The 26,620-nt window shown below is 60.9% G+C and carries 22 protein-coding genes; 7 read left to right on the top strand and 15 right to left on the bottom strand.

From position 1 onward, the window contains the following. Positions 1 to 27 precede the first annotated feature (27 nt). Positions 28 to 378, bottom strand: coding sequence for a DUF6285 domain-containing protein (locus AMC99_RS02465; protein ID WP_061922359.1), 351 nt, complete (start codon positions 376 to 378; stop codon positions 28 to 30). After that, on the bottom strand, positions 368 to 1,402 hold the full coding sequence (locus tag AMC99_RS02460) for a phosphotransferase family protein (RefSeq protein WP_157058232.1): 1,035 nt from the start codon (positions 1,400 to 1,402) through the stop codon (positions 368 to 370). Before AMC99_RS02460 ends, AMC99_RS02465 begins: the two co-directional genes overlap by 11 nt. A 200-nt stretch (positions 1,403 to 1,602) precedes the next feature. On the opposite strand from AMC99_RS02460, the gene AMC99_RS02455 reads away from it, so the two are divergent. Continuing rightward, positions 1,603 to 2,889: an acyl-CoA dehydrogenase family protein gene (locus tag AMC99_RS02455; protein ID WP_061922354.1), complete on the top strand. Its 1,287-nt coding sequence runs from the start codon at positions 1,603 to 1,605 to the stop codon at positions 2,887 to 2,889. Positions 2,890 to 2,913: 24 nt separating this feature from the next. Here the strand turns inward: AMC99_RS02455 and AMC99_RS02450 are convergent, their stop codons facing one another. Continuing rightward, positions 2,914 to 4,254, bottom strand: a complete 1,341-nt coding sequence (locus AMC99_RS02450; RefSeq protein WP_061927593.1) for a mannitol dehydrogenase family protein — start codon at positions 4,252 to 4,254, stop codon at positions 2,914 to 2,916. 26 nt (positions 4,255 to 4,280) lie between these two features. Next, positions 4,281 to 5,681, bottom strand: coding sequence for a glucuronate isomerase (uxaC, locus tag AMC99_RS02445; RefSeq protein ID WP_061922351.1), 1,401 nt, complete (start codon positions 5,679 to 5,681; stop codon positions 4,281 to 4,283). A gap of 211 nt (positions 5,682 to 5,892) precedes the next feature. Between uxaC and AMC99_RS02440 the strand changes: the two genes are divergently transcribed. Next, positions 5,893 to 7,341 (top strand): UxaA family hydrolase, encoded by a 1,449-nt coding sequence (locus AMC99_RS02440; protein WP_338021452.1) that lies wholly within the window; start codon positions 5,893 to 5,895, stop codon positions 7,339 to 7,341. On the opposite strand, the gene AMC99_RS02435 is transcribed toward AMC99_RS02440, so the two are convergent. From AMC99_RS02435 to AMC99_RS02410, 6 genes are read right to left on the bottom strand one after another with little or no spacing between them, the layout of a single operon-like run. Continuing rightward, positions 7,342 to 8,625 (bottom strand): TRAP transporter large permease, encoded by a 1,284-nt coding sequence (locus tag AMC99_RS02435; RefSeq protein ID WP_061922345.1) that lies wholly within the window; start codon positions 8,623 to 8,625, stop codon positions 7,342 to 7,344. It abuts the gene before it with no gap. Continuing rightward, positions 8,625 to 9,095, bottom strand: a complete 471-nt coding sequence (locus tag AMC99_RS02430; RefSeq protein ID WP_061922342.1) for a TRAP transporter small permease — start codon at positions 9,093 to 9,095, stop codon at positions 8,625 to 8,627. The genes AMC99_RS02435 and AMC99_RS02430 overlap by 1 nt, the downstream gene beginning before the upstream one ends. A gap of 1 nt (position 9,096) precedes the next feature. Beyond that, a complete protein-coding gene (locus AMC99_RS02425) occupies positions 9,097 to 10,104 on the bottom strand; it encodes a TRAP transporter substrate-binding protein (RefSeq protein WP_232301479.1) in 1,008 nt (335 codons plus the stop codon). A gap of 28 nt (positions 10,105 to 10,132) precedes the next feature. Continuing rightward, a complete protein-coding gene (locus AMC99_RS02420) occupies positions 10,133 to 11,758 on the bottom strand; it encodes a family 43 glycosylhydrolase (protein WP_061922339.1) in 1,626 nt (541 codons plus the stop codon). After that, on the bottom strand, positions 11,755 to 12,756 hold the full coding sequence (locus AMC99_RS02415) for an alpha/beta hydrolase (RefSeq protein WP_061922336.1): 1,002 nt from the start codon (positions 12,754 to 12,756) through the stop codon (positions 11,755 to 11,757). Before AMC99_RS02415 ends, AMC99_RS02420 begins: the two co-directional genes overlap by 4 nt. Positions 12,757 to 12,795: 39 nt before the next feature. Then, complete coding sequence (locus AMC99_RS02410) at positions 12,796 to 15,543, bottom strand: TonB-dependent receptor (RefSeq protein WP_061922334.1); 2,748 nt, start codon at positions 15,541 to 15,543, stop codon at positions 12,796 to 12,798. A 226-nt stretch (positions 15,544 to 15,769) separates the two neighbouring features. Between AMC99_RS02410 and AMC99_RS02405 the strand changes: the two genes are divergently transcribed. Next, positions 15,770 to 17,065 carry a pectate lyase gene (locus tag AMC99_RS02405; protein WP_338021451.1) on the top strand — a complete coding sequence of 432 codons (1,296 nt, stop codon included), beginning with the start codon at positions 15,770 to 15,772 and terminating at the stop codon, positions 17,063 to 17,065. Positions 17,066 to 17,163: 98 nt separating this feature from the next. Further along, positions 17,164 to 17,508, top strand: a complete 345-nt coding sequence (locus AMC99_RS02400) for a cupin domain-containing protein (protein ID WP_061927589.1) — start codon at positions 17,164 to 17,166, stop codon at positions 17,506 to 17,508. Between the two features lie 14 nt (positions 17,509 to 17,522). Here AMC99_RS02400 and AMC99_RS02395 read toward each other — a convergent pair whose 3' ends face one another. The 5 genes from AMC99_RS02395 to AMC99_RS02375 all read right to left on the bottom strand — a co-directional run bounded on the left by AMC99_RS02395 (position 17,523) and on the right by AMC99_RS02375 (position 22,653). Further along, the gene (locus AMC99_RS02395) at positions 17,523 to 19,040 is read right to left on the bottom strand and encodes a carboxylesterase/lipase family protein (protein ID WP_061922328.1); all 1,518 of its coding nucleotides are present in this window, start codon (positions 19,038 to 19,040) and stop codon (positions 17,523 to 17,525) included. Next, positions 19,027 to 20,052, bottom strand: a complete 1,026-nt coding sequence (locus tag AMC99_RS02390) for a sugar kinase (protein WP_061922324.1) — start codon at positions 20,050 to 20,052, stop codon at positions 19,027 to 19,029. The genes AMC99_RS02395 and AMC99_RS02390 overlap by 14 nt, the downstream gene beginning before the upstream one ends. After that, positions 20,049 to 20,822: a 2-dehydro-3-deoxy-D-gluconate 5-dehydrogenase KduD gene (gene kduD / locus AMC99_RS02385; RefSeq protein WP_061922321.1), complete on the bottom strand. Its 774-nt coding sequence runs from the start codon at positions 20,820 to 20,822 to the stop codon at positions 20,049 to 20,051. Before kduD ends, AMC99_RS02390 begins: the two co-directional genes overlap by 4 nt. 40 nt (positions 20,823 to 20,862) lie before the next feature. Continuing rightward, positions 20,863 to 21,501 (bottom strand): RpiB/LacA/LacB family sugar-phosphate isomerase, encoded by a 639-nt coding sequence (locus AMC99_RS02380; RefSeq protein WP_061922318.1) that lies wholly within the window; start codon positions 21,499 to 21,501, stop codon positions 20,863 to 20,865. Between the two features lie 129 nt (positions 21,502 to 21,630). Continuing rightward, a complete protein-coding gene (locus tag AMC99_RS02375) occupies positions 21,631 to 22,653 on the bottom strand; it encodes a LacI family DNA-binding transcriptional regulator (protein WP_061922315.1) in 1,023 nt (340 codons plus the stop codon). A 169-nt stretch (positions 22,654 to 22,822) separates the two neighbouring features. On the opposite strand from AMC99_RS02375, the gene AMC99_RS02370 reads away from it, so the two are divergent. From AMC99_RS02370 to AMC99_RS02360, 3 genes are all read left to right on the top strand, one after another. Further along, entirely contained in the window at positions 22,823 to 23,599 is a 777-nt protein-coding gene (locus tag AMC99_RS02370; RefSeq protein ID WP_061922312.1) for a 2-keto-4-pentenoate hydratase, read from the top strand. A 193-nt stretch (positions 23,600 to 23,792) separates the two neighbouring features. Then, a complete protein-coding gene (locus AMC99_RS02365; RefSeq protein WP_061927587.1) occupies positions 23,793 to 25,097 on the top strand; it encodes an acyl-CoA dehydrogenase family protein in 1,305 nt (434 codons plus the stop codon). Then, a complete protein-coding gene (locus AMC99_RS02360; protein WP_232301478.1) occupies positions 25,094 to 26,608 on the top strand; it encodes an MFS transporter in 1,515 nt (504 codons plus the stop codon). Before AMC99_RS02365 ends, AMC99_RS02360 begins: the two co-directional genes overlap by 4 nt. The last annotated feature ends 12 nt before the right edge of the window (positions 26,609 to 26,620 follow it).

The following is a 26,620-nucleotide window of genomic DNA, read 5'->3' as shown; positions in this document are numbered from 1 at the left end:
GTCGCATATCGCGCGAATTACAGGCGGCTAGCCACCGCGCCACGCCCGGAATGACGGGTAACCCGGCTGGTCCTTTTCGATCTTCTCTATCGTGGTCGCGATCAGGTGACCGACGAGTTCATCGGAAATCGCAATCTCGCCTGCCGCAATCATCGAGGCGAGCCGGGCATTCCTCGCCGCCAGATCCCCCTCGCTTCCGACAAGCCTGGAAAGGCGCTCGCTTTCAGCGGCATCGGTGCGCGGCCCGTCGACCAGTTCGCGCTGTGCAATGCTGAGCGCATTTGCTGCTACCTTTTGGGGGAAGCCTGCCGCGAGCCCTTCCTGAAGGGCCTTGGACACTTCTTCGATGATGAGCGGCGGCGGCGGGTTATCCTGCATGGCGAAGTTTCTCCCACTGCGGGTGTTCGGGCGCGAGCAATCGCATCAGGTCGAATTCCGTTTCAGAGGCACGCCGCGCGATCACCGCGCTTTCGACGGTACGGTTCCCCTCCATGAATGCCTTTGCAACACCTGCACACATTGTTCCCCAGTTCATGGTCTGGAAGACTTCCCAGGCGTGCAAGTCGGCGGGATCGACCGGGGTTCCGCCTGCCTCCGCATATCCGGCAAGTAAGTCCTCCCTCGACCCGAAACCGCCCACGGGCAGGTCCGGCCGCTGAAACCGCCAGCTGGTGACGCAAAGCCATGACAGGTCGTATGCAGCGGGCCCTATCAGCGCGAGTTCCCAATCAAGCACCGCGCGGATCCCCTCCGGCCCGACCACCAGATTGCCGTTGCGGAAGTCGCCGTGGAGGAGGACGTGATCGCCGCCCGTCTTCAGGTTTTCCTTGAGCCAGCGAAGCGCAAATTCGAACACTGGCCGTTCGCGCCCGGTGTCGCGGTAACGCGCTTCGAGTGCCTCAAGCGCCTGGGCCGCGCTCTCTTCACGCAGTCCCAGCGTTTCGTAACCCTTGGCCCGATGCAACCGGGCGAGAATTTCGCCGCAGCGACGCGCCATGCCTTTACGGGCCTTTTCAAGCTCCGGCAGTTTGAGAACCCTCACGCCGACGGTTTCTCCGTCGACCCGCTCCATCGCGTAACCATCCCCCCCGGCCGACCCTTCCGGCAGTTCGAAAGCGACCATCGGTACGGGAATATCCTGCAGCCTTGCGAGCCGCGCGATCGACGCTTCCTTGGCCACGCTTTCGAGACCCTGCGAACTGAACCGCCTGCCCGGAGGCTGGCGGCGCAGAACCAGGCGCTGTGTCTCGCCATTCTCCAGCACGAGGTCGAACGCCCAGGTTTCCTTGCTCGCACCGCCAGACAGCCGCTTCAGGTTTCCGACCGACTGCGCGGGCATCCCGGCCTCGCATGCGGCTGCAAGGATCGCGTCCCCGAGGATGTCGAGCGACTGGTCGTTCAAGGCCGGCACCTGTGCCGAATATCAAACATGATTTCTCTCCCGTGCCGGACCGGCCCGATGAAGGCTAGCAAGCCTGCCGCCCGGTTCAAGCAGCGGCAGCAAAAAAGTTTCAAAAACGCACTTACCATGCGCCGTCATTCAGTTATGACTATGGGCAAGACGGCCACAAGGCCGCGAATTCATGCAAGGGAGAGTTACACGTGGATTTCACGATTCCCGCCGACCTTCAGGCCTATCTCGACGAGTTGGACGCTTTCATCGCTGCCGAAATAAGGCCGCTCGAACAGCAGGACGACAACATCCGTTTCTTCGATCATCGCCGCGAATGGGCGCGGACCGATTTCGAAAATGGCGGCCTGCCTCGCCACGAATGGGAAGACCTGCTGCGCGAGGCGCGCAAGCGTGCTGACAAGGCCGGGCACTGGCGCTTTTCGGCCCCCAAGAAATACGGCGGCAAGGACGGCAGCAACCTTTGGATGGCGGTGATCCGCGACCATTTCGCCCGAATGGGCCTCGGCCTCCATAACGACCTCCAGAACGAACATTCGATCGTCGGCAACTTCCCCTTCGTCGCCATGTTCGAACATTTCGGCACCGAGGAACAGAAGCAGGAATTCATCCTAGGCGGCTTCGAAGGCACGCGCCGCGTCGCCTTCGGCCTGACCGAACCGCATCACGGTTCCGACGCGACGCATATGGAAACAAAAGCGGTGCGCGAAACCCGTGACGGGGTCGATGGCTGGCGGATCGACGGCGAGAAGATGTGGATCACCGGCATGCATGTGGCGACCCATTGCGCCATGTTCGCCCGCACCAGCGGAGAGGATGGCGATGCCCGCGGCATCACCTGCTTCCTCGTTCCCAACCCCACGCCGGGTCTCGAGATCGAAGAGTGGCTGTGGACCTTCAACATGCCGACCGATCATCCGCGGCTCAGCGTCAACAATGTCTGGGTACCTGACGAAGCAATTCTGGGGCGCGAGGGATACGGCCTCGCACTGGCGCAAAGCTTCGTACACCAGAACCGCATCCGGCAGGCGGCAAGCAGCCTCGGCGCAGCGCAGTTCTGTGTCGATGAAAGCGTCAGATATGCGCGCGAGCGCAAGCCGTTCGGGGAGGAACTGGCCCGCAACCAGGCGATCCAGTTCCCGCTGGTCGAACTCAACACCCAATGCGAAATGCTGCGCCTGCTGATCTACAAGACTGCGTGGGAGATGGACAACATGCCGCACGAGGAGATCGAGAAGACGATCTCCGACAAGGTCAGCATGTGCAACTACTGGGCCAACCGGCTTGTCTGCCAGGCCGCCGACCGCGCGATGCAGGTGCATGGCGGCATAGGATATTCGCGGCACAAACCGTTCGAGCACATCTATCGCCACCACCGGCGCTACCGGATCACCGAGGGTGCGGAGGAAATCCAGATGCGCAAGGTCGCCGCCTATCTCTTCGGCTATCTCGGCCCCAAGAAGGGGATGTATGGCTGAAACCCGCCGCCCCGGGCGGTTCGGTTATGCCGGTGAAAGGTTGGCCGATAGGTAGCCCGCGAGGTGGCTGTAATGCGGCCAAAGGGCAGTAGCACCACGCGACTGGCCAAAACATCGTTCGATCACCGCACCACTGCCGCCTTCTCGAGCCAGGGTCGCGAGTTCCGGCCCATGAGGATCGTCGACGAAGCGGCTGTCCTCCAGGTGCCATAGCCACGCATCGAAACCGGCAGCAATCGCGCTTGCTGGCCGTTCCTGGGCCATCAGCGCGCTTGCCGTATCGAGCCATCGCTGGGGGATCTTCTGGGTTCCGTCCATCGCGATCTGCGACAGTCGGTGACGCAGTGCAGGATCGGCAAAGCGGGTCAGCAATTCGTCCGCGTAGGCGGAAAGGTCTTGCCCGGCCGAGGGAATGATCGTCGCCATTGCCTCTTCACGCATCAGGTGGTCAGCCAGAGCGCGAAGCTGCGGATCGGCAACGGCTTCGTGGACGAATTCATGGCCGGCACGAAGTCCGCAATAGGCCAGCAGCGAATGCGCGCCGTTCAGCATCCGAAGCTTTGCGGTTTCATAAGGCGCGACATCGTCGACGATCTGCGCCCCATGATCTTCCCAAGTCGGTCGGGGGCCCGCAAAATTGTCCTCGATCACCCACTGGCTGAATCGCTCGGTGAAGACCGCCCCTGCATCTTCCATGCCGAGTACATTCTCCAGATAAGTGAGATCCTCTTTACCGGTGCGTGGAACGATCCGGTCGATCATTGTCGACGGCACGCGGCAATGATCTGCAAACCAATCGACAAGATCGGGTTTTTCCGCTTCGAGCCATTGGCGCATCAGCGCTTCGAGCACATGGCCGTTGTCGGCAAGATTGTCGCAGCAAAGGAGGGTAATGCCGGGTAACCCCGCCTGCTTTCGCAGCTCAAGTCCACGGGCCAGCAACGGATAGAAGCTTGCTTGCGCCAACTCGAGGTCGAGTTGGTCGCCCTCTCCTCTCGCATAGCCCTTTTCTGTCACTGTGAAGCTCACGATCTTGCAGGCCTGATCGGCGATACGTGACATGACCTCCTCTGCCTGTTCAGGTGCGAACAGCACTTCGGCAACCGATCCGATCAGCCGCGTCGACGCACTGTCGCCGCTCCGTTCGGTCAGGGTGTAAAGGCCGTCTTGGGGGGTGAGCTGGTCCGCGACGGAGCGCGACCGCATCGAGACGCCACTGATCAACCAGTCACGCTCGCCCGCGCTCATCGCAAGGTCGGTGTACCATGCCATATGGGCACGGTGAAATGCGCCGATACCGAAGTGGACGATCCCTATCGACTGGTCGTCCCGATCATAGGAATATCGCGCTACATTCTCTGGCAATTCCCCGGCCGTCAGGGAGTTCAACCTCACAGGCGATACGCCTTCTTCACCAGGTTGTAGGCGAGGTCCTGCGCAACCTCTGCAGCTTCCCAGTCTTCGATACGATGTTCAGCCACGAGCTGTGCGAGGAATCCGCAGTCGATCCGGCGTGCAACATCGTGCCGCGCCGGTATGGACAGGAAGGCCCGCGTATCGTCGTTGAAGCCTACCGTGTTGTAGAAACCGGCGGTCTCCGTCGTCATCAGGCGGAACCGGCGCATCCCTTCCGGACTGTCATGGAACCACCACGCCGGGCCGAGCTTGAGGCACGGATAATGACCTGCGAGCGGCGCCAGTTCGCGTGCGTAGCTGCTTTCATCCAGGGTGAAGAGGATGATCGAAAGGTCCGCCTCATTGCCGAACCGGTCGAGCAAGGGTTGCAGAGCGTGGACGTAGTCGGTTCGCGTCGGAATGTCTGCTCCCTTGTCTCGCCCGAAGTTTTCGAACAGCCAGCGATTGTGGTTGCGGAAACTGCCCGGGTGGATCTGCATCACGAGTCCGTCGTCGAGACTCATGGCAGCCATTTCGGTAAGCATCTGGCCACGAAACAGCTCTGCATCCTGCGAAGACGCATTGCCCGATTTCACCCTGTCGAACAGCGCCGCAGCCTCCGAAGCGGAAAGGTTGGCTGTCGTCGCGGTCGGATGCCCGTGATCGGTGGATGTTGCCCCCATTTTGGCAAAGAATGCGCGGCGCTTGCGATGGGCAGCCAGGTAGCCCGACCAGCTTTGCGTATCTTCGCCGGTCAGGTCTGCAAAGGTGGCGAGGTTCTGCGCGAAACCTTCGAAATCGGGATCGACCACAGGGTCCGGGCGGTAAGCTGTGATAACCCGGCCGTTCCATCCGCTTTCGCGGATCGCCTTGTGATGCGAGAGCGTGTCGATCGGGCTTTCGGTCGTCGCGAGGACCTCCAGCCCATAGCGGTCGAACAATGCGCGCGGCCGAAACGCGTCTGTCTGCAACGCCTCGGTGATCGTGTCGAAATAGAAGTCTGCGGTCGAGCCATCGAGGCGCACATCGATCCCGAATGCCTCGGCAAACACCCAGTCCAGCCACATGCGCGAAGGCGTGCCCCGGAACAGGTAATAGTTCTCGGCCAATATCCTCCAGGACTCCCTCGGGTCGGCGTCGCGACCGGCAATACCGAGCGCATCGAGCGAGATGCCCTGCGAATAGAGCATCCGGAACAGGTAATGATCGGGGTGCAGGAGCAGTTCGGTCGCATTGCCGAACGGTTCGTTCGTCGCGAACCATTCCGGATCGGTATGCCCGTGTGGCGAGATGATCTGCAGACCGGCAACTTCGCCATACAGCTGGCGCGCGATCGATCGCACCCCCGGATCGGCCGGAAAAAGCCGGTCGGGGTCTAAGTGAAGTGGGCGGCTCATTCTCTCTCCATTCGGAATATCCGAGCAAGGCAGATTGTTCTGTCGATAAGGTTATGGTAACCGGTGTCAAAGAGAGTATCTGCCGCGTCGGATGCCTTAAATCAAGCGCGCCGGAGCGGGCATACGAAAGCAGACCGCAAAAATGTCGGATCAGGAAGTACTTGCAGTCAAAAGTGGCCCTTTTGCCTGGAAAATCCACCCACGCGATAACGTGGCCGTCGCTTTGGCGGACCTGAGCAGCGGGCAGCATGTCGAAGTTGCGGGTGCCATCGTCCGATTGGTCGACCCGGTCCCGCGCGGACACAAGTTCGCGCTCGCGCCGATCGGACAAGGCGATGCAGTCCTGCGCTACGGCGAACAGATCGGCCTTGCGACCCGGCAGATCGAAACGGGCGAACACGTCCACTCGCACAATCTGAAGACAGCGCTGTCGGGCGAAGTGTCTTACGCATCGTTCGACAGGAAGCATGACGAAGGGGTCGGTGATGCTCCGCTCGGGACATGGCTCGGTTACCGCCGCGACGATGGCCGTTACGCGACCCGCAATGAAATCTGGGTTTTGCCCACTGTCGGCTGCGTCTCCCCGCTCGTTGAGATGGTCGCACGCGAAGCGTCCGCAATGCATGCGGGGCATGTCGACGGCATCGTCGGTTTCGGGCACCCGCATGGCTGCTCGCAACTTGGCGACGACCTTTCCGGAACGCGTGCCGTGCTCGCCGCGCTTTGCGACAATCCCAACGCCGGCGCCGTCGTCCTCGTTGGCCTGGGATGCGAGAGCAACCAGCTAGACCAGCTCGTCGAAGCCGTCCCCGAGCGCAGCCGCGCCAAATTGCGCACCATGCGTGCGCAGGAAGTCGGCGACGAGAGGGAAGCGCTCCATTCTCTGATTGCACAACTGGTCGACGAGATCGGCAGACAGTCCCGGGTCGAGGCGCCCGCTTCGGCTCTTTGCGTCGGCCTGAAGTGCGGAGGTTCGGATGCACTTTCCGGCCTTACCGCCAACCCCCTGCTGGGCAGGTTCAGCAATCGTGTCGATGCGAGCGACGGTCGATTGATCCTCACCGAAATCCCCGAAATCTTCGGTGCCGAGAGGGCTCTTTTCGCGCGGAGCGATACTCCGGAAATACTCGCAAGCGCAGGTGCATTGCTCAATCGCTTCAAGCGTTATTTCCTCGAACAGGGACAGCCAGTTTCCGAAAACCCCTCACCCGGGAATATCGCGGGCGGGATCACGACGCTCGAGGAAAAATCCCTCGGAGCGGTACAGAAAGCGGGTCAAGCGCGACTGAGCGACGTCATCGATTACGGCGGCGTGGCCTCGAAACCGGGTGTGACCCTGCTCGAAGCACCCGGCAATGATGCGGTCTCATCGACCGCACTGGCAGCCGCCGGTGCGACGATGATCCTTTTCACGACAGGTCGCGGGACGCCGCTCGGCTTTCCCGTTCCCACGGTCAAGGTTTCGTCGAACTCGCAGCTTGCCAATAACAAGAGCGGCTGGATCGATTTCGATGCCGGCAGGATGCTGGCGGAAGATCCCGACGCCGTGGCAGACGACTTCGCCGCTTACCTGCTCGAGGTTGCCAGCGGGAAGGAGACCAGCGCCGAGCGTTCGGGCCAGCGCGTGATCTCGATCTGGAAGCGCGGCGTAACGCTCTGATCATTCTGCCAGCACCCCGGGCAACCACAGCGACAGGCCTGGGATGTAGGTGATCAGCATCAGCGCCGCGATCAGCGTAAAATAGAACGGCCAGATCGTCTTCACCAAGGTGGTCACGGGGATCTTGCCCACGGCAGAGCCCACGAACAGGACCGAACCCACCGGCGGTGTCACGAGACCGATGCCCAGATTGAGCATCATGATGATCCCGAAGTGGACCGGATCGACGCCGACCCCCATTGCGACCGGCAGGAAGATCGGCGTGGTAATCACGATCAGCGGGGCCATGTCCATGAAGGTCCCCAATGCCAGCAGCATGATGTTGATGATGAGCAGCGTCAGTAGCGGATTCTCGGTAATGAACCCGATCAGCGATGCCAGCGCGGCGGGCACTTCGAGCAATGCGAGGGCAAAGCCGAAAGCGGTCGCCGCGGCGATGATGAACAGCACCATCGACGCCGTCCGCACCGATTTCTGGGCAGCTTCCCAGAATGCCGTCCAGCCGAGGCTGCGATAAACGAGCACACCGACCAGGATGGTATAGATAACGGCGATGGCCGAGCTTTCGGTCGGGGTGAAAATGCCGCTCAGGATGCCGCCCATGATGATTACTGCGGTAAGCAAGCCGGGAATGGCAAACACCGCAGCCCGCATGAATTCACGCCAACCCGGGAAAGCGCCATATGGCAAGGCGCGCCTCCGCGCGACGATCCAGGCGGTCGCCATCAGCATCAGGCCGGTGAGCAGGCCCGGGATTACGCCTGCGACGAACAGGTCACCGATCGAAACGCCGATGCCCGATGCCGCCGAATAGATGATCATGTTGTGGGACGGCGGGATGAGAAGGCCCACGATTGCCGCCGTGACAGTCACGTTCACCGCATAATCGCCGGGATAGCCCTTGTCCTTCATCAGCGGGACCATGCTCGACCCGATGGCCGAGGCGCTGGCAATGGCAGAACCGGAAACCGCGCCGAACATCATCGACGCGCCGACATCGACCAGTCCGAGGCCGCCGCGCACGCGCCCGACGGCGGCATCGGCCACCCTGACCAGTCGTTCCGCGATACCTGCGCGATACATGAGGTCGCCGGCGAAGATGAAGAACGGGATCGCCATGAGCGTAAAGACGCTGATCCCTGCTGCCACCCTCTGCACGGCGACGATGGGCGGTATCCCCATCACCCCGAAGCAAGAAAGCGCGGATCCGAGCAGGGCGTAACCGACCGGTACACCCAGCGCGAGCAGGAGGAATAGGACCCCGAAGAGGACGAGCAGTTCCATTATGCTTCCTCCTCATGGGCCGGATAGGGCGCGCCGCTGAAAACCCTTGGCAAGGCGAACAGCGCCATCAGCAATCCGGATACCGGCATCGGGAAATAAGCCACCGACCGGCTGATGCCGAGCGATGGTACGACATTTTCCCTTACCAGCCAGCAAAGCTGTGCACCGTAAACGAGCAATACGAGGCCGAGCACCATGACGATGGCCGCGACCAGTCTGCGTGCAGGCGCTGCACGGTCGCCGAGCTTTTCCTCGAGCAGGGCAATGCGGATGTGGAAGCCTTCGTAAACGCCGGCTGCCGCAGCAAACATGACGTACCAGATCATCAGGATCAGGGACGCCTGTTCGGTCCAGGAGGGGCTGGAATTGAGGACGAAGCGCCCGAACACCTGCCAGCCGATAATCGCTGTCATGGCCACGAGGCCAAGGGCTCCGAGTTTCACCAGCAACATGCTGATCCTGTGGGCCATCTTACTGCCCTCCCATCGCGGTAATCCGCTCTACAATCGACTGTTGCTGCGGCGTGGTTATGAATTCGCTCCAGACCGGTTTCATCAGGTCGGCAAACGGCTGCTTGTCGACCGAATTGACGACGACATCGGAGGCCGCAATCGCAGCTTTCGCCTCTTCGACCTTGGCGTCCCAGAGCTCCCGCATCTTGATCACCGATTCCTTGGCCGTCCGAGCGACGAGGTCTCGATCGGATGCATCGAGGCGATCCCAGCTTGCCTTGCTCATCACCAGCGCTTCAGGCGTCAGCAGGTGTTCGGTCAGGCTGAAATAATTGATCGCCTCGTAATGGCGTTCGCTAACGAGGGTCGGCCAGTTGTTCTCTGCCCCGTCAATCACGCCCTGCGTCAACGACTGGTAGATCTCGCCAAAAGAGATCGGCACTGCGTTGGCACCCAGTGCATTGACCATCGCCACGTAAAGATCGGATGCAGGCACGCGCAGCTTCATCCCCTTCATGTCGGAAGGGGAATTGATGGGCCGCGCCTTGTTGTAAAAGCTGCGTGCGCCGGAATCGTAAAAGCACAGTCCGACCAGCCCATGCGGTTCCAGCGAGGCAAGCACTTCGTCGCCAATCTCGCTGTCCACTACGCGCCGCATGTGATCGACCGAATCGAACACGAAAGGCAGCGAAAGCGGTAGCGTCATCGGCTCCATCGAATTGAGCGGAGCAAGGTTGACGCGGTTGAGGTCGAGCCCGCCGAAGCTGGTGATCTCCAGCGTGTCAGTCTCGCTGCCGAGCTGGCCGCCGGCATAAAGCTTGATGCCCAGCCGTCCGCCCGTCCGTTCAGCCAGCAGTTCGCCCATGTAGGACACAGCCTTGCTGGTCGGATAATCTACCGGATGCGCATCGGCACTGGTCAGCAACCCGGACATGCGCCGTTCGCAGCCGCCGAGCATACCCATTGCACCTATGGCAGCGGTGCCTGCCAGGAATCCTCTTCGCCCTATCCGGCCTGTCATTTTCATTGTCTTGCGCCCTCTCCTGCCGCGCACTCTAGTCCGCCAGGGCGGTAAAGCGAAAGTCGCGAAAACGTGCTTCGCCCGGTCCGGCAGCGTAGAGCCCCGGACGCAGCATCAGGAAGCCGCCGCGAACATTGTGGTGATAGCCGGACACTTCCATCCCGCGGTCGAACCGGTGCCAAGTCCGGCCGCCGTCTCCGCTGGTGTCGAATGTCACGATATGCTCACGATTGGTCACCCGCATCCGCATCCGCCGACCATGGGGATTGGCAGGCCGTGCGCGTTCGATACCGTATTGGTGGGTGACGAAACGTTCGCCGTCGAAGCCGAGGCCGCAATATAGCTTGTCGTCGTAGAACAGGATCAGGCCCGCCCTGCCACCATGCGCGCATTCGATATCGCATTCGAACACGTAGCTGCGATCGCCAGCCGTAATCAGCAATGGCGAACCGGAAGAGGGTGCTTCGCCCTTGCCCGCAAGGTGCAGCGTGTTGTCGCTGATGCGGATGCGATCCTGCTCGTCGTGGTCGGGGCGGAAGAACGCCCATTTCGAACCGAGCTCGAGCGGTCCGGAAAAATCGTCCGACAGCGCCATGCCATGCGGCTGCACCTCGCCACCTTTTGGTTTTGCGATCGGCGCGGACAGATCGCCGCCGGTCATTTCGAACCAGCCGTCGTCGGTGAAGCGAACCGGATCGAGCAGGCACTGGCGGCCAAGGGTCCAGAAATCATTCTCGAAACCGTGATAGAGCGACCACCAGCTCTTGTCGGGTGCCTGCACGAGCGATGCATGGCCCCGCGACCACCAGGCCTCCGCAACCGAATTGGTCCGGACGATCGGGTTGGCGGGATGATGTTCCCACGGGCCGTGCAAGGACCTCGACCGAGCCGCGATTACCATGTGCCCTGTCGGTGGACCTGCTGTCCCACCGACAGCGGTGATCATGTAAAACCAGTCGCCGATGTGGTGGATTTTGGGCCCTTCGGGAGAAAATCCTTCGACAATCCAGTCGGACGGATAGCGCCACGGATCGTAAACATGTTCGACTTCGCCGGCGAGCGAGAGATTGTCGTCCGAAAGACGCACCCGATCGCCGCCGGACAGGAACAGCCAGCGACTGCCATCTTCGGCAACCGCATGGCATGGATCGATATGATTGGGCAGGCCCAGCGAAATCGGCTCGCTCCACGGTCCCTCGATATCGGTCGCCCAGCTGACAAAGATGTCATTGCTCGGCTGCGCCTTCACCGGAATATAGAGCAGGTACCTGCCACGATCCTTGTGCAGGCTAGGCGCCCAGACCGACCCGATGTTGTTGTGCAGAGCCGCCTCAAGCGGCCGCCAGTTGACCAGGTCGCGCGAGTGCCAGATCGTTAGCCCGGGATAGGCATCGAAGGTGGAGAAGGTGAGATAGTAATCCTCTCCATCCTGCAAGATTGCCGGATCGGGCCTGTCGCCCGAAACAACCGGGTTGAGGAACGTCCCATTGCCGAGGTCGGAGATACGCTGGTTGTCGAAACCGCGCGCATAGGTGCTTGGCGTTGCGTTCTGCGAGATCGCGCCGGACTGATCGGACTTGGCAACAGCCACGCCGGGCAGCGTGCCTGCCAGGCCGAGCGCGCCTGCTCCGCGAAAGAAGTCCCTGCGATCGGCCTTCATGCGAAGCCGATCGACCGGGTCCAGTTGCGCCAGAGCTCCGGCCAGATTGCGACCGGCTTGCCGATCGCCTTGCGCAGGCCAAAACCATGACCGCCATGTTCGAACAGGTGCGTTTCGACGGAGATTCCCTTCGCCTTCAGCGCAGCGCGCAACAGCAAGGCATTTTCCACCGGGACCACATCATCGTCTTCCGCGTGAAGGATGAAGAATGGTGGCGCATCCTCCGGAACATTCTTGTCCGGGGAATGCGCCTTTACGAGGTCGGAGGGAGGAGCCGACCCCAGCAATTTCTCTCGCGATCCGGGATGGGCGGGTCCGCTGGCCATCGAAATGACCGGATAGATGGGTGCCGCGCAGAACGGTTTCGCGCCTAGTTCGTCGGCTTCATCCGTCCTGGTATATGTTTTCGCTGCGAAACGCGTGCCGAGGTCGGCGCAAAGATGGCCACCAGCGGAAAAGCCCATCGCGGCTACGCGCTCGGGATCGACAGCGAACTGTGCATGGCGGTGGCGAATCAGGCGCATGGCGCGCTGAGCGTCCGACAGGCAGACGTCGGGACCGGCGGCCCAGCCGTCATAGGGCAAACGATAAAAAAGGACGAAGGCGGTAAAGCCGCGCGCCGTCAGCCAGCGCGCCATCTCATAACCTTCCTTGTCGACGACGACATGCTTGTAGCCGCCGCCCGGGATCAGGAGCACCGCCGCACCGTTCGGCCTGTCGGGGCGAAAAACCGCCATGCGAGGAACGGTGATCCCCAGCACCGCACGGTCGGTAACCAGCGCATCGGTCGATCGCTCGGTGGTCTTTTCAACGGGTGGGCTCGAAGGAAACCCGGGCGCCCCATCCGGCCAGAGATCGATCGTCTCGGTCGGTTGGGGCAACCCGGGCGGGAGAAGCCCGTCTGCCATGGGAGGTGCGGTTTGCGCCGCTGCGCTGCCGGCCCCCAGGGCTGAAATAAGCAGGCCCGCGGTAAGTACCGATCTGCGATCGCTATTCATTCCGCGGGCCCTTCATTATTCATTCGATCGAAAGCCCGATCACATTTCGATACGGGCACCGACCATGATGATCCGACCGAAGTGGTTGTTTTCGTAGTTCCGGCGAGCGAACTCGTCGGTCCAGCGATAACGATACTGGTCGGTCAGGTTGTTGCCGTCGATCAGCAGCTCGACCTTGTCGGTCAGCTTGTAACGGATCGACGCATCCAGGTTGAAGGTCGAGTCGAAGCCTTCGAGGAAGTTGCCGTTGCCGCTGTTGCCGGTGTTGTAGTCGCTACGATATGCGCCCGAGACGCGAACCGAGAAGCGGCCGTTGTCGTAGTACACCGTACCGTTGGCCGAATACTTCGACACACCCGGGAAGCTTGCATCGTAAAGCGTGCCGCCGAAGTTCACTTCCTGGTTGCTGTCGACGTAAGTGACGTTGCCAAGGACACCGAAGTCCGAAAGCGCACCCGAGGTGAAGGCAGAGAACGGCAGGTTGAGGCCGAGCTCTACGCCCTTGATCGTGGCGCCTTCGCCATTGGTGGTGGTGCGGAATTCGAACTCGCGGTTCGGATCGGTTCCGTTGACGATGGCGTCATAGACCGGCGTACCCGAAGTAAGAAGCGAGTTCGGCAAGCCGCTCTGTGCCCAGGTGATCTGCAGCGATTCGCCAACCGGGAAGCTCTGCACGTCCTTGATGAAACCGGCCAGCGAGACGATCGCACCCGGAGCGAAGTAGTATTCGAGCGAAACGTCGTAGTTCCATGCACGATACGGATCGATGAACGGGTTGCCCGACGTGATGCGGAAGTTGAACTGGTCGACCGAACCGCCCGGCGTCAGGTTGCCGAGCGAAGGTCGGGTGACCACCTGCGCAATCGCACCGCGGATGATGAAATCATCGCTCGGGAAGATGTTCAGGTTCACCGCCGGCAGGAAGTCGTCATAGTCCCGCTTGATGGTGACATACTGACCGCTCACGAAGCCCTGCGATGTCTGCTTCGTCTTGGCATAGCGGACACCGAAGTTACCCGTCATGCGAACCGGGGTTTCGATCTCGAAATCGGTCTGGAAGAAGCCACCCATGGTCTTCTCGCGCACACCGCGTTCGTCGCCCTGTTGGGTCGTTGCGGTGCGGTTGTAGAGATCGAGGAATGCCGTCGTCGCATCGAGATCCGGAACCACCCATGCGTTGGTGTTGCCGCTGGGCTGACCGGCATCGCCGAGCTCGAACAGCTCAGCGAGGTCGGATGTAACGGGCGCGCCATAGGCACCGGTCGCACAGGTGAAGGCCGAACAATACTGGCTGTCACGACGCGCGCTGGTGGTGAAGTAATCGAACTGACGGAAGAACGGACCAGTCGAAATCTTCAGGCCGTCAACCGGTTCCCACTCGAGATCGAGCGATACGGTCTTGAACTTGTTTTCGACCGAGCTCGGACGATCGCGGAATTCGGCGAGCTGGAAGTTCGTCGGATCGGTGACGTCCGTGTTGAAGACCAGCAGCGGGAAATCCATGTTGGAATAATCGTAGCTGTAGTCGCCGTCGCGATCGTCGAAGATGATCGTGGTTTCGACCGGAATGGTGGCATCCGACTTGGAGAAACCGCCCTGCAGCGTGGCAGTGAAGGTGTCGCCGAAGCTCTGCTCGAGGCGGCCCGAAATCTGGTAGAAATCGGTTTCGCTTTCGCGGTGGTAACGCTCGTTGCGGATCCAGGCATTGGTCAGATCGGCCGAGATGACGTTGTTGTCCCCGTCGATCGTGTAGTTGGAAAGGTCGATGTTGCGCTCGTTGGAACGCAGCAGGACTTCACCCCAGTATTCGTCGCGATCTTCCTTGAAGTTCGAATACAGCGCATCGATTTCGATGTCGGTGCTGTCGCTCGGGCGGAACTGGATAGCTGCGGTCGCGCCAAGGCGCTCACGGTCGTGGTTCACCAGGCCGTAGCGTGGGATACGCGGGTGGAAGGCATTGCGCACTTCGACACAGCCGACATCGGCCGGGCTGGTGGTGCAGTTGACGCCGTCGACCGAACGGAAGGTGGCATTGTTTGCCCAGCGGACCGAGTTGTTGCCGAGTTCGGGCGTTTCGTATTTCGACCATGCAGCCGATGCCGAAAGTCCGAAGGTCTCGTCGGCATTGTTCCATGCGAACAGGCCGGCGATGCGCGGCGAAATGTCGTCGTTCAGGTCGTTGTAGCGACCCTGCACGGTGGCAACGACCTTCGTCCCTGCACCATATGCCAGCGGGTTGCCGGTGTTGAGGTCGATGACCGCACCAAGCGAACCTTCATCGAGCGATGCCGACGCCGTCTTGTTGACGACGATCGAGTTGAACAGCTCGGATGCGAAGACGTTGAAGTCGAACGCGCGATCGCGGTTGAACGATGCACCGTCGACCGAGGTCGCGATCGTTTCCATGCCGTTGACGCGGACACGCGTGAACTGGGCACCGAGGCCGCGAACAGTGATCTGGCGACCTTCGCCTGCATCGCGTTCAATCGCGACACCGGGAATGCGCTGAAGCGATTCCGCGAGGTTGGTGTCCGGGAATTTTGCGATGTCTTCAGCGACGATCACGTCGACCTGGCCAACCGCTTCGCGCTTCGCTGCGACAGCAGCGTTCAGCGATTCGCGGAAGCCGGAAACGATGATGACGTTTTCATCGTATTCGCCCACGCCGTCTTCAGCGACGGTGCCGGCTGCATCCGCATCCTGCGCCATGGCGACTGCGGGCATGAACACGACGCTGCTTGCGAGCAGCGCAGACTTGAAACGGGAAACTCGAAATACCTGTGACACGAAACCTACTCCCCTACGATGTTTCGGGAGGAGTGACACCGGTTTCCTTCGCAGTCGTAAAGCTACTGCGCCGCGCCACCATCATGTCCTCCCCCGATTTTGGTAACCGGTGTCATTATTGGTTGCCACGCTCCGGTCATTCTGTCAAGAAACTAGGAAATAAATCGGGAGAGTAACGGAAATGCGTGGTTTTTTTGCAGTTTGGGCAGCATTGGCTCTCCTGGTTGTGTCCGCACCACAACAAGTTTTCGCCCATCCGGCAGATCCGACGCAGGGCGGCAACGGCGGCCGCATCGTCAAGGTAACCACCTTGGCGAAGGATGGCCCGGGCAGTCTTGCGGCCGCGCTGGCCGAAAAAGGCAAGCGCGTGATCGTGTTCGAAGTGGGCGGCGCCATCGACCTTGAACGGTCCAGCCTCTCGATCGCCGAACCCTATGTTACGATCGCGGGGCAGACGGCCCCTTCCCCCGGCATCACGCTCTTGCGCGGCGGGATCGACGTCAAAACCCATGACGTGAAGCTCCAGCATCTGCGCGTGATCACGGGCGCCGATGGCCAGGCCAAGCGTAGCGGCTGGGAAGCCGACGCCTTCTCGACCGCAGCCGCAGCCCGCGTGGTGATCGAAAATTGCACCTTCATGTGGGCGATCGACGAAAACATGTCGGCATCGGGCCCACGATTCACCGGCAACACTGTCGAGGAATGGCGTGCCGGAACCAGTCACGACATCGTTTTCCGTCTCAACCTCGCAGCTGAAGGTCTCGCCGATTCGAGCCACCCCAAGGGCGAACATTCGAAAGGCTCGCTGGTCCACGACAATGCGACCGGGATCGTGTTCGATCGCAATATCTGGGCCCACAATGTCGAACGCAGCCCGCTCGTCAAAGGCGGCGCCCAGGTCCTCATGGTCAATAACGTCATCTATAACCCGCAGCACCGGGCCGTGCATTACAACCTGATGGATCTCGAGTGGGCGGGACATGAGCCTGTGACCGGCGAAATTACCGCAGTCGGCAATGTCATGCGCGGCGGAAACGACACGGACGACGGCTTGCCCTTCCTGATGCTCGGCGGTGTGGGCGACCTCGCCTGGTACAGCCGCGACAACCGGGCGGTCGATCGTCACGGCAACCCTCTCCCGATGTTTGGCCGTTATGGCGAAACAGGCGCTGAACTGATCGAATCCGAAGCCCCTCTCGCATCGCTTGATGGATATGACATTCTTGCGAGCGGCGATGTCGAAACCACCGTGCTTGCCACGGCCGGCGCGCGTCCCTGGGATCGCGGCGCCGAGGAAATTCGCGTACTATTCTTCATTGCAGAGGGCCGCGGCGATATCATCGACGATGAAAGCGAAGTCGGTGGCTATCCCGTTATCGAAAGCAGCGCTGCACCCTTCGATGCCAAGGCATGGGACCTCGCCACCATGACCCCGAAATCGCGGGTCTATCCGGGTCAGAAGGCAGGGGCACAAGAGCATCTTTCGCCGCGCGATCGGCTGATGCGCACGAGCGGCCAGTGATGCGTTTCCTCCTTGCCTCGCTCGTCGCCGCTATCACTTCGGCATGCGCGGCATCGGCCACTCCACCACCTGGAACGACGGCTTCGGCAGCGCCGCCCATGGTGGTGGTGAACGAGCGGGACGTCATGGTTCGAGAGGCCCCGCCGCATGGCGCCATCGGCATGTCCACCGCATACCGGATCAGCGATGTGGCCCCTCAGCCACGGACGATGGAGTTCCGTCGCCGCGTTTTGGACGTGGGCGCTGCGGTCGGAGAACATCCGATCTCGCATGATGAAGTCTATTACGTCACGTCCGGCACGGGCGTCGTGGTGTCCGATGGGGTCGAAGCGGAACTCTCGGCCGGCATGGCGGCCTATCTTTACGAAAATGCCGTAGTCGGTATCCGCCAAACGGGTGACGAACCCCTCTCGATCATCATCGCCTATCCCGTTTCGCGCTGAACTGTGCGCAGCGCTCAGCTGCCGGGCTGGATATAGGGCACGCGCGAGAACAGTTCGCGCTCCCACGCTCTCGGGTTGCTCTCGACCCGACTGACGTTGTCGAACACCATCGTATTGCGACTTGCCAGGTCATAGGTGGGCCAACCCGGATTGCCGGTGCGCGCAAAACGCACGAATGCATCCATCACACTGTCACTCATCGCCTGTTGCGCTGCGGTCGGAGCGACAACGGTGCCGAAGGACAAGGCAATGTCGTCCGTATGTTGCGCGTCCTCGAAGTCGAGCTGGTAGACCCAGGTGCGATCCGCCGCAGGTGACCCGGCGCTTGCCCGGGCTTCAGCTTCTTCGACCTGCCCGCGCCAGCTGCGCGCGGCGGTCACGATCCGGTGGAACAGCTCCAGCGCGGCGGCATCCGGATAGCGTTCGCGGAACTGGGCCACGACCCAATCGGGTTCGATATCGACGCGCATCTGCGGCGCGATCCGTTCCGCAAGGTTGTCCATCGTCAGTCCGGCGATGGGCGGCTTCTCGGTCGAATAGAATGCCCGCGTTTCCATCACCGTATTGCCCAGCATCATCGGGATGTGGTTCGATTGCGGCGCTGCGTCCGGCCAGAACGGATGCCGCAGCAGGTTCCGCATATCGAGCACAGGCCCCATGTACACACCTCCGCCAAGGATGGGGTCGGTCGCGGACATGGCAGCAATCAATTGCTCGACCGGGGCGGTGGCCGGATCGACGCCTTCACCGAGCGCGGCAAGGAAAGCCTCTGCGCGTTTCGCGGCGTTCAACGGGCCGCTGGCGGTAACCTGCTGACCGCTCATCGTGATGGCCTTGTGAAACAGACCTGCTGCAGCAGGCATCGCCATCAGCGTCGCAATCTTCGCCCCGCCGCCCGATTGCCCGAAGACGGTGACATTGCGAGGGTCTCCACCGAAAGCAGCGATGTTGCGCTGAACCCATTGCAGTGCAGCCACAAGGTCCAGCTGACCGTTGTTGCCGCTGTCGGGGTAGCGTTCGGGCAAGTAGAGGTAACCGAGAGCATTCAGCCGGTGATTGACCGTGACGACCACGACATCGCCGCGCTTTGCCAGTTTCGCTCCGTCATTTACCGGATCGCCCACGGAACCGTTCGAATATGCGCCGCCGTGGAAATAGACCATTACGGGAAGCGGCTCGCCATCGGTGCGCGGCGTCCAGACATTCAGGAAATGGCAGTCCTCGATTTCTGGTGAATATCGGTCGGACGGCTGCGGACATGCCGGGATGGCGCTCCACCTGCCCGTTAACTGCTCCGCCGAAGTTACCGGTACAGGTGGTTGGAAGCGGTTAGCCCGGGCATATCGGATCAGTGGGTAGGACCATGCACCATCGCAACTGCGCGCCTCGTACCAGCCGTCAGGCGCGTCTACCGGTCCATGGCAGAGCGGCATTGCCAGATCGTGAGCCAGGGCTGGAAATGACGCCGCGATGCCGCCTGCAATGCCGGCGCCGATCAGTGTACGCCGGTCAATCCCATTAGCGACTGACATCGGCACCTGCAGGGTCGAACGCGTCGAGTTCCGCTCTCGAAACCGACAGATTATCGCCGACAATCCCGTGCTTCATGGCTGCGAGAGAGAGGCCGGTCTTCGCCATCTCCTGGGCGCTGCCACCCTCGAGCCATCGCAGCAGGACGCCTGCGGCAAAGGCATCCCCCGTCCCAATCCTGTCGATGACCGGATCGATGCGCACCTCATCAGTCTGCCAATGGCTTTCGCGAAGGTCGATGCGTGCGGCCAGTCGCTGGGCAGTCGAGCTTTCGACATGGCGCGCAGTCGATGCGATCAGTTCGAGATTGTCGAACGCAGCGAATGCGGCCTCTGCCGCTTCCCTGCGCCGATCCGGCCCTTCGCCCGAAAAGTCCTGCCCCAACAAGAGCGAGATGTCCCTGTGATTGCCGATCAGGACAGTCGCCTGCGACACGAGGTCGGTCAGGATCGTGCGTGGATCGCTGTCCCATCCTTCCCACAGGTTCGAACGATAATTTCCGTCGAAACAGATCGGTACCTCTTGCTCGCGCGCCGCTTTTACGGCTGCGCGAGCGAGCGCGACGCCCGAGGGCCCCAGTGCAGGGGTAATTCCGGAAAGATGAAGCAGGCCTGCGCCATCGAGGATTTGCGACCAGTCGAAATCGTCCGGAGAGGCATTCACGAATGCGCTTCCGGCGCGGTCATAGGTAACGCGGCCGCCGATCGGTCCGGACGGCGGCTCGAAGAAATAGAGCCCCAGACGCCCCTGCACGCTGACGCAAAAACGCGTGTCGACGCCCGCTTCACCAAGCGCGGCACGCGCACGTCGGCCAAGCGGGTTGTCGGGCAAAATACTCGCCATGCGCGTAGCCTGGCCGAGTCCGGCGAGCGCAATCGCGACGTTGGCTTCGGCCCCACCCACATCGAGCGCAAGCGCGTCGGTCCGGGCGAGCGGTGTTCCCGATGGCGGCGAAAGACGCAGCAGCATCTCGCCGAAACAGACGACCGGCTTGAGCCCGGCCCCGGCGCTCATCGTGCGAGCCACCCGCCGTCAACCGCGAGGATGTGGCCCTGGACATAATCCGCAGCCTTGCTGGACAGGAATACCGCCGCACCACCGATATCCGCAGGGTCACCCCAGCGCCCTTCGGGAATACGTTCCATGATCTGGCGATTGCGGGTCTCGTCAGCCTGCAAGGCAGCGGTGTTGTTCGTCGCGATGTAGCCGGGGGCGATGGCGTTCACGTTGATGCCCTTGGGAGCCCACTCGTTTGCGAGCAGCTTCGTCAGACCGCCTACACCGCTCTTGGAAGCGGTGTAGCTGGGGACCCTGATCCCGCCCTGGAACGTCAGCATCGATGCGATGTTGACGATCTTGCCGCGATCGCCGTCCTGGCTCGACCAGCCGACCATGTGCCGGCCGACAGCCTGCGTCAGGAAGAAAAGCGACTTGAGGTTGGTATCGACCACCGCGTCCCAGTCTTCCTCCGAGAAATCGAGCGCATCTTCGCGCCGGATGATCCCGGCATTGTTGACGAGGATATCCACGCGGCCGAGCTGATCGACAGCTTCGGCGACGACATCGCCCACCGGTTCGATCGAGGAGAGGTCTGCCTTGATCTGTATCGCCTTGCGACCGGTGTCGCTCACCATCTTTTCGGTTTCGGCTGCCGCGCTCCGCCCGACGAGCGCAACGTCGGCGCCGGCCTTCGCCAGCGCCAGGGCAATCCCCTGCCCGATTCCGGTGTTGGCACCGGTCACGATCGCCTTGCGACCCGACAGGTCGAATGGACTGGAAGTCATCTGTCTCTCCCGCTCATTGCGCCGGGGTTACCCCGGTCGCTCAGCCCGTGATCCCGCGAAGGTATTCGCTGATCGCCTCGTCCTGCGAATTGGCATAGAACAGTTCGGAGAATTTTTCGCCAGCGACTGCTGCCTTGAGCAGGTCCTGATCGACGTTCTTGAGTACGGTCAGCATGTCGTTGCACGATGCCGCCTTAAGGTCCTTCAGGATGCCGCGGTTCTTGGCCATGACCTCGGCGCGTTCCTTGGGGTAACCGGCACCGCCTTCATTCTCGAAGATCTTGCGATAGCAGTCCTGCAGGTTCAGTTCGGCCGCCCAGCCGAAGCCCTTGGCATAAGGCATCGACATGCAGTTACCATCGTTGATCTGGCTGAACAGGAACGCGTCGGTCGGATCGATCACGAGACCGCAGAAAACGCCCGGCATCGAGTTGCACGCCAGCATCGAACCCATGCCCGTGCCGCATCCGGTGACCACGAAATCGGCCGCCTTGGAATTGAGCAGGATACCGGCGAGCAGGCCATTCATCACATAGGTCAGCGATGCATCGTCTTCTGCCGAATACATCCCGTAGTGATGAACTTCATGGCCGAACGATCCAGCGACCGAGCTCAACGCGTCATGGATGATCTCTGCCTTGGCGGCCTGGCTGTTCTCGATGATCAGGGCAACTTTCATAAAAACCTCTCTTCGGCCGTCAACGGCACTTTCAATCTCGAATTTCGCGGTGTCCAATGCAATTTAGGAAACCGGTGTCATTTACTGACATAGCGGCAAAAGCGGGGCGAGTTCAACCACGCAATGCAATTAATCCTTCGCGGGCGATGCGACCGAAGACCGATGAACCAGTTGCGCGGGGAATATCGCCTTCTCGGCCTCGTCGTTCGATGGATCGACAATCTTCAGCGCGGCCGCCTTCGCCATCTGGCGAATCGGCCAGCCGACCGTCGTCATCGGAGGCCAGATATGAGCCGCGATCGGGGAATCGTCGAACCCAATGATCGAAAGGTCGGCAGGAATGGAAATCGCTCGCGCCCGAGCCGCATGCATTGCACCAGCGGCCATTTCGTCATTGCTGGAAAAGATCGCGGTCGGGCGGGGTTCTTGCGAGAGCAGTTCTTCGGCAGCCGATATGCCTGAATTGAACCGATAGGTGCCCTGCGCCATGTAACCTTTCGGCACCTCCAGCCCGTGCCGCTTCATCGCACCAAGGAAACCTTCGCGGCGCTCCTTGGCGGAGCGGAAACCTTCCGGCCCCTGGATGATGGCAATCCTCGTGTGCCCCTGCCCCACCAAATAATCGACCGCGCTTTCGACCATTTCTCGATCATTCGATGCGACCATGTGATGATCGTCATCGAGGGCGGCGGAACCCATTCGCACATATGCGCATCCGACTTCCTCGCACAGGGCGGCAAGCTCGTCGTTTTCCGAGATCGGCGGAAGCAGCAGGACGCCGTAGAGTCGCTGCTGCTCGAGGAAATTGCGAATGTCGTCGAGCATTTCGGGAGAGTGCCGATCGACCGGGCGGACCACCAGCGCAAACTCCGTATCCCGAATTGCGTCGAGCACGCCCTCCTGGAAATTGAGCACCGTCTGCGCGTTCGGATTGTCGTGCAACAGCCCGATCAGGAAGTTGCGACGCAGGGCCAGAGCACGCGCCTGGGGGTTCGGAACATAGCCGAGTTCAGCGATGACGGATTCGATCTTCTCGCGCGTATCCTGCTTGATCAGCGGCGAACGATTGATGACCCTGCTGACGGTCTTCTTGGACACGCCGGCGACACGCGCGACATCGTTGATCGTCGGTGCCTTGCCCTGTTTTGCCATGCGTTGCCCACCACTCCCTTCAAGCTTGCCCGCGTTCTAGTCGGCATTCGCAGGAATGCAAAAATCTACAAACATTCGCCCCTGACCTGTCCGCAAAAATCATTTTGACACCGGTTACCTTTTTCGTCAAAGACACTTTCCAGAGGGGATTTTTGCGAGGGGTTCGGGTTTGGTTGCCGCGGTTCAAGACATTGCTGATGCCTTCGTCCAGGCGCGGCGAACCGGCGAAGCCATTGCGACATATCCGGGGCCGAAACCTGCCGATCTGGCGGCTGCCTACGCCATCCAGGACGCAGCGCTTTCCATTTGGGACCGCACTGTCGGGGGATGGAAAGTCGGCAAGATCAATCCCCCTTCCGACGCGCTGCTTGGCGCGAACCGCCTGATCGGACCGGCCTTCACCGACCAGATTTTCGAAGAAGGCGATCCGAAAGCGCATTTCACCATTTTTCGTGGCGGCTTTGCCGCGGCAGAGGCGGAATTCATGTTGCGCCTCGCGCCCAAGGACGGCCCCTTGCCGACAAATCGCGAAGAGGCGATGGAATGGGTCGACGAGGTGCGCATTGGGATCGAACTCGCGTCATCGCCATATGCAAACATCAATGTGGACGGCCCATGCGTGACTGTTTCCGACCATGGGAACAACGCCGGTCTTCTGCTGGGAAAGCCAGTGCCGAAAGCCATCTGGCCAAAGCTCGACGAGATCGAGGTTTCTCTCGAAATCGAAGGCGAGATTGCTGGCAGAGCGACCACCGCGACAATGCTGGATGGCCCGTTCGGTGCGGTCGCCTTCCTGCTCGGCAATCTGACGAAGCGTAACATTCCGCTCGAGGCAGGCTGGTGGGTATCAAGCGGCGCCATCACCGGCGTTCACGACGTCAAACTTGGCGACAAGGTCGTGGCACGCTTTGCAGGGCTCGGCGAAGCATCGCTCATCGTAGAATAGCCAGCGGGCTTTCAGCTTCGAATTGACGGGGACATTGCGGGAGTTCCATCCCGCATATCCGGCGCATCCCCGTCCCAACAACGGCGGATCGCGGCTTCGCGCAAGCAACGAACGCAGCAATCTTGCCCGTTTTCAAAAATACGGTATGCTTCCCTCAACGAGCGCAGAATCAGCGCCGATGGGAGAGTATGGTATGGCCTGGGATTTCGAAACCGATCCCGAGTTTCAGGAGAAACTCGACTGGATGGAAGAATTCGTTCGGGAGAAAGTCGAGCCGCTCGGAATGCTCGGCATCCACCCCTACGACGTCAAGAATCCCAAGCGTAACAAATTGGTCCGCCCCCTCCAGCAAGAGGTGAAGGACAAGGGGCTTTGGGCCTGCCATCTCGGCCCAGAACTCGGCGGACAAGGATATGGCCAGGTAAAGCTGGGCCTGATGAACGAGATCCTTGGCGGCGCCACTTTCGCACCGATCGTGTTCGGCTGCCAGGCACCCGATACCGGCAATGCCGAGATCATCGCACACTACGGCACACCCGAACAGAAAGAGCGGTATCTTGAGCCGCTGCTGGAAAACGAAATCGTTTCCGCCTTCTCGATGACCGAGCCGCAGGGTGGCTCGGACCCGACGAACTTCGTTACCAAGGCTGAACTCGACGGCAATCACTGGAAGATCAACGGTGAGAAGTGGTTCTCCACCAATGGCAAGTGGGCAGACTTCCTGATCGTGATGGCGGTGACCGATCCCGACGCCGAACGGCACAAGCGGATGAGCATGTTCATCGTGCCGGTCGATACGCCCGGGGTGGAAATCATCCGCAACGTCGGCGTCTATGGCCAGCAAGACGGGTCGGAAAGCTACGTTCGCTATACCGACGTCCGTGTACCGGCCGATCACCTGCTCGGCGAACAGGGCGGTGCATTCGCCATTTCACAGACCCGCCTCGGCGGTGGCCGCGTCCACCATGCAATGCGGACGGTCGGCAATTGCAAGCGCCTGCTCGATGCCATGAGCCGCCGTGCAGTCAGCCGTAAGACTCGCACAGGCGTCATCGCCGATTACCAGTCGGTCCAGATGCAGATCGCCGACAGCTACATCGAGCTAGAGCAGTTCAAGCTGTTCGTGCTCAAGACGGCATGGATGATCGACAAGTACCAGGACTATCGCAAGGTTCGCAAGGACATCGCCGCGATCAAGGCCCTGATGCCAAAGGTTTATCACGACATCGCCTCGCGCTGTATTCACATCCACGGTTCGCTCGGCGTTTCGAACGAAATGCCCTTCGTCGGCGGGCTGATCGGCTCGATGGTCATGGGCATCGCTGATGGTCCGACCGAAGTGCACAAGGTTACCGTCGCGAAGCAGCACCTGCGAAAATATCGCGATGTCGAAGATCCGATGTTCCCCGAATATTCGCTGATCCACCGCCGCGAAGCGGCCAAGGCGATGTACGATCCGCTGGGCGAACTAAGTAACGCGATGGAGCCCGCCGAATGACGGCCGCCACCATGGGCGCGACGCCGGTCAACGAAAGCGAAATCCCGCCGATCAGCGCTCGTACGCGGCACGCCTACGGCTTCGGTGCGGTTTCGATCGGCGTCAAGAACGCTGCATTCTCGACCTACCTCCTGCTGTTCTACAACCAGGTGATAGGCGTTCCGGCTGCGATCGTTTCGACCGCGATCGCCCTGACGCTGCTAGTGGATGCGTTCGCAGATCCTTTCATCGGGCGTTGGTCCGACATCACGCGGTCGCGCCTCGGCAGAAGGCATCCTTTCATTTTCGGGGCGGCAATCCCGACGACCTTCTTCTTCGTGCTCGCCTGGTTCCCGCCATCCGGGCTGACCGATTTCCAAATGGGTGTCTGGATCTTCGCCCTCGCATCGCTGACCCGTGCATCGATCAGCTGCTTCGAGATTCCGAGCAGCGCGATGAACCCTGAGCTCACATCAGATTACGCAACCAGAACCAAGCTGTTTTCGCTGCGCTATTGGTACGGGTATGCGGGAACCTTCGGGTTTACCGCTTTCAGTCTTGCCGCGTTCTTCGTGGCGACAGAGGATTATCCGATCGGCCAGCTCAACCCTGAAGGATACGTCAAGTTCGCCATGACCGGCGGCGCGCTGATCTTCATCGCAATCCTGGTCTGCGCGTTCGGCACTCGCAACCGCATTCCCTACATGCGGCAAAGCGAAGAGCCGGAGGGAGGGAGCGGCGTGAGCAATCACGTGAAGGAAATGCTGACCGCATTTTCGCACAAGGGCTTCCTCGCGATTTTCGGCTTCGGCGTATTCAAATACACCGCAATCGGCCTCTACAGCGCCACAACGCTCTATTTCAGCACCTATGTGTTCGACTTGTCCGCAAAACAGATCGCGCTGCTGACGTTCGATTCTTTGATAGCGGCGACGATCGCTGCTCCGCTGGCGCCCTATTTCTCGCGCAAGCTGGGCAAGCGGAACACGTCGATGATCATGGCCTTGCTTGGCATTTGTCTCGGGATATCGCCGCTGATTCTGACGTATCTCGGGCTATTCTTCCCGGTCGGCCATCCCATGCTGGTGCCGACCCTGTTCCTGATCGGCGCATCCTACGGAGCTATGATCGCGATTTCGCTGATCAACACCAGTTCGATGCTCGCAGACGTGGTCGAAGATCATGCAGTCAAATCGGGCAAGCACAGTGCGGGCGTGTTCTTTTCCGCGTCCAGCTTCATGCAACAGTGTTCGTCGGGCCTCGGCATTTTCAGCGCGGGCCTGATCCTGACGTGGTCGGGTTTCCCGGAAAAGGTCGATCCGTCAGCGGTAACCCTAGCGATGGAGCAGAGCCTGCTGATCCACTACATCCCCGTATCCCTGGGGCTATGGATAATCGGCTGCCTTTTCCTGTTGTTTTACCCTATCACCGAACAGATCCATCGCGACAACGTGGAGCGCCTGCGCGCGCTGGAAGCGGAAGCCCGCGAGCAAACGGTTCGTGACAGCGCGCTGGGTGCACCGGCACGCTGATCGAATATTGAA

The sequence above is a fragment of the Altererythrobacter epoxidivorans genome (assembly GCF_001281485.1).
Taxonomy (GTDB): Bacteria; Pseudomonadota; Alphaproteobacteria; order Sphingomonadales; family Sphingomonadaceae; genus Erythrobacter; species Erythrobacter epoxidivorans.
This window is presented reverse-complemented; position numbering and strand designations above follow the sequence as displayed.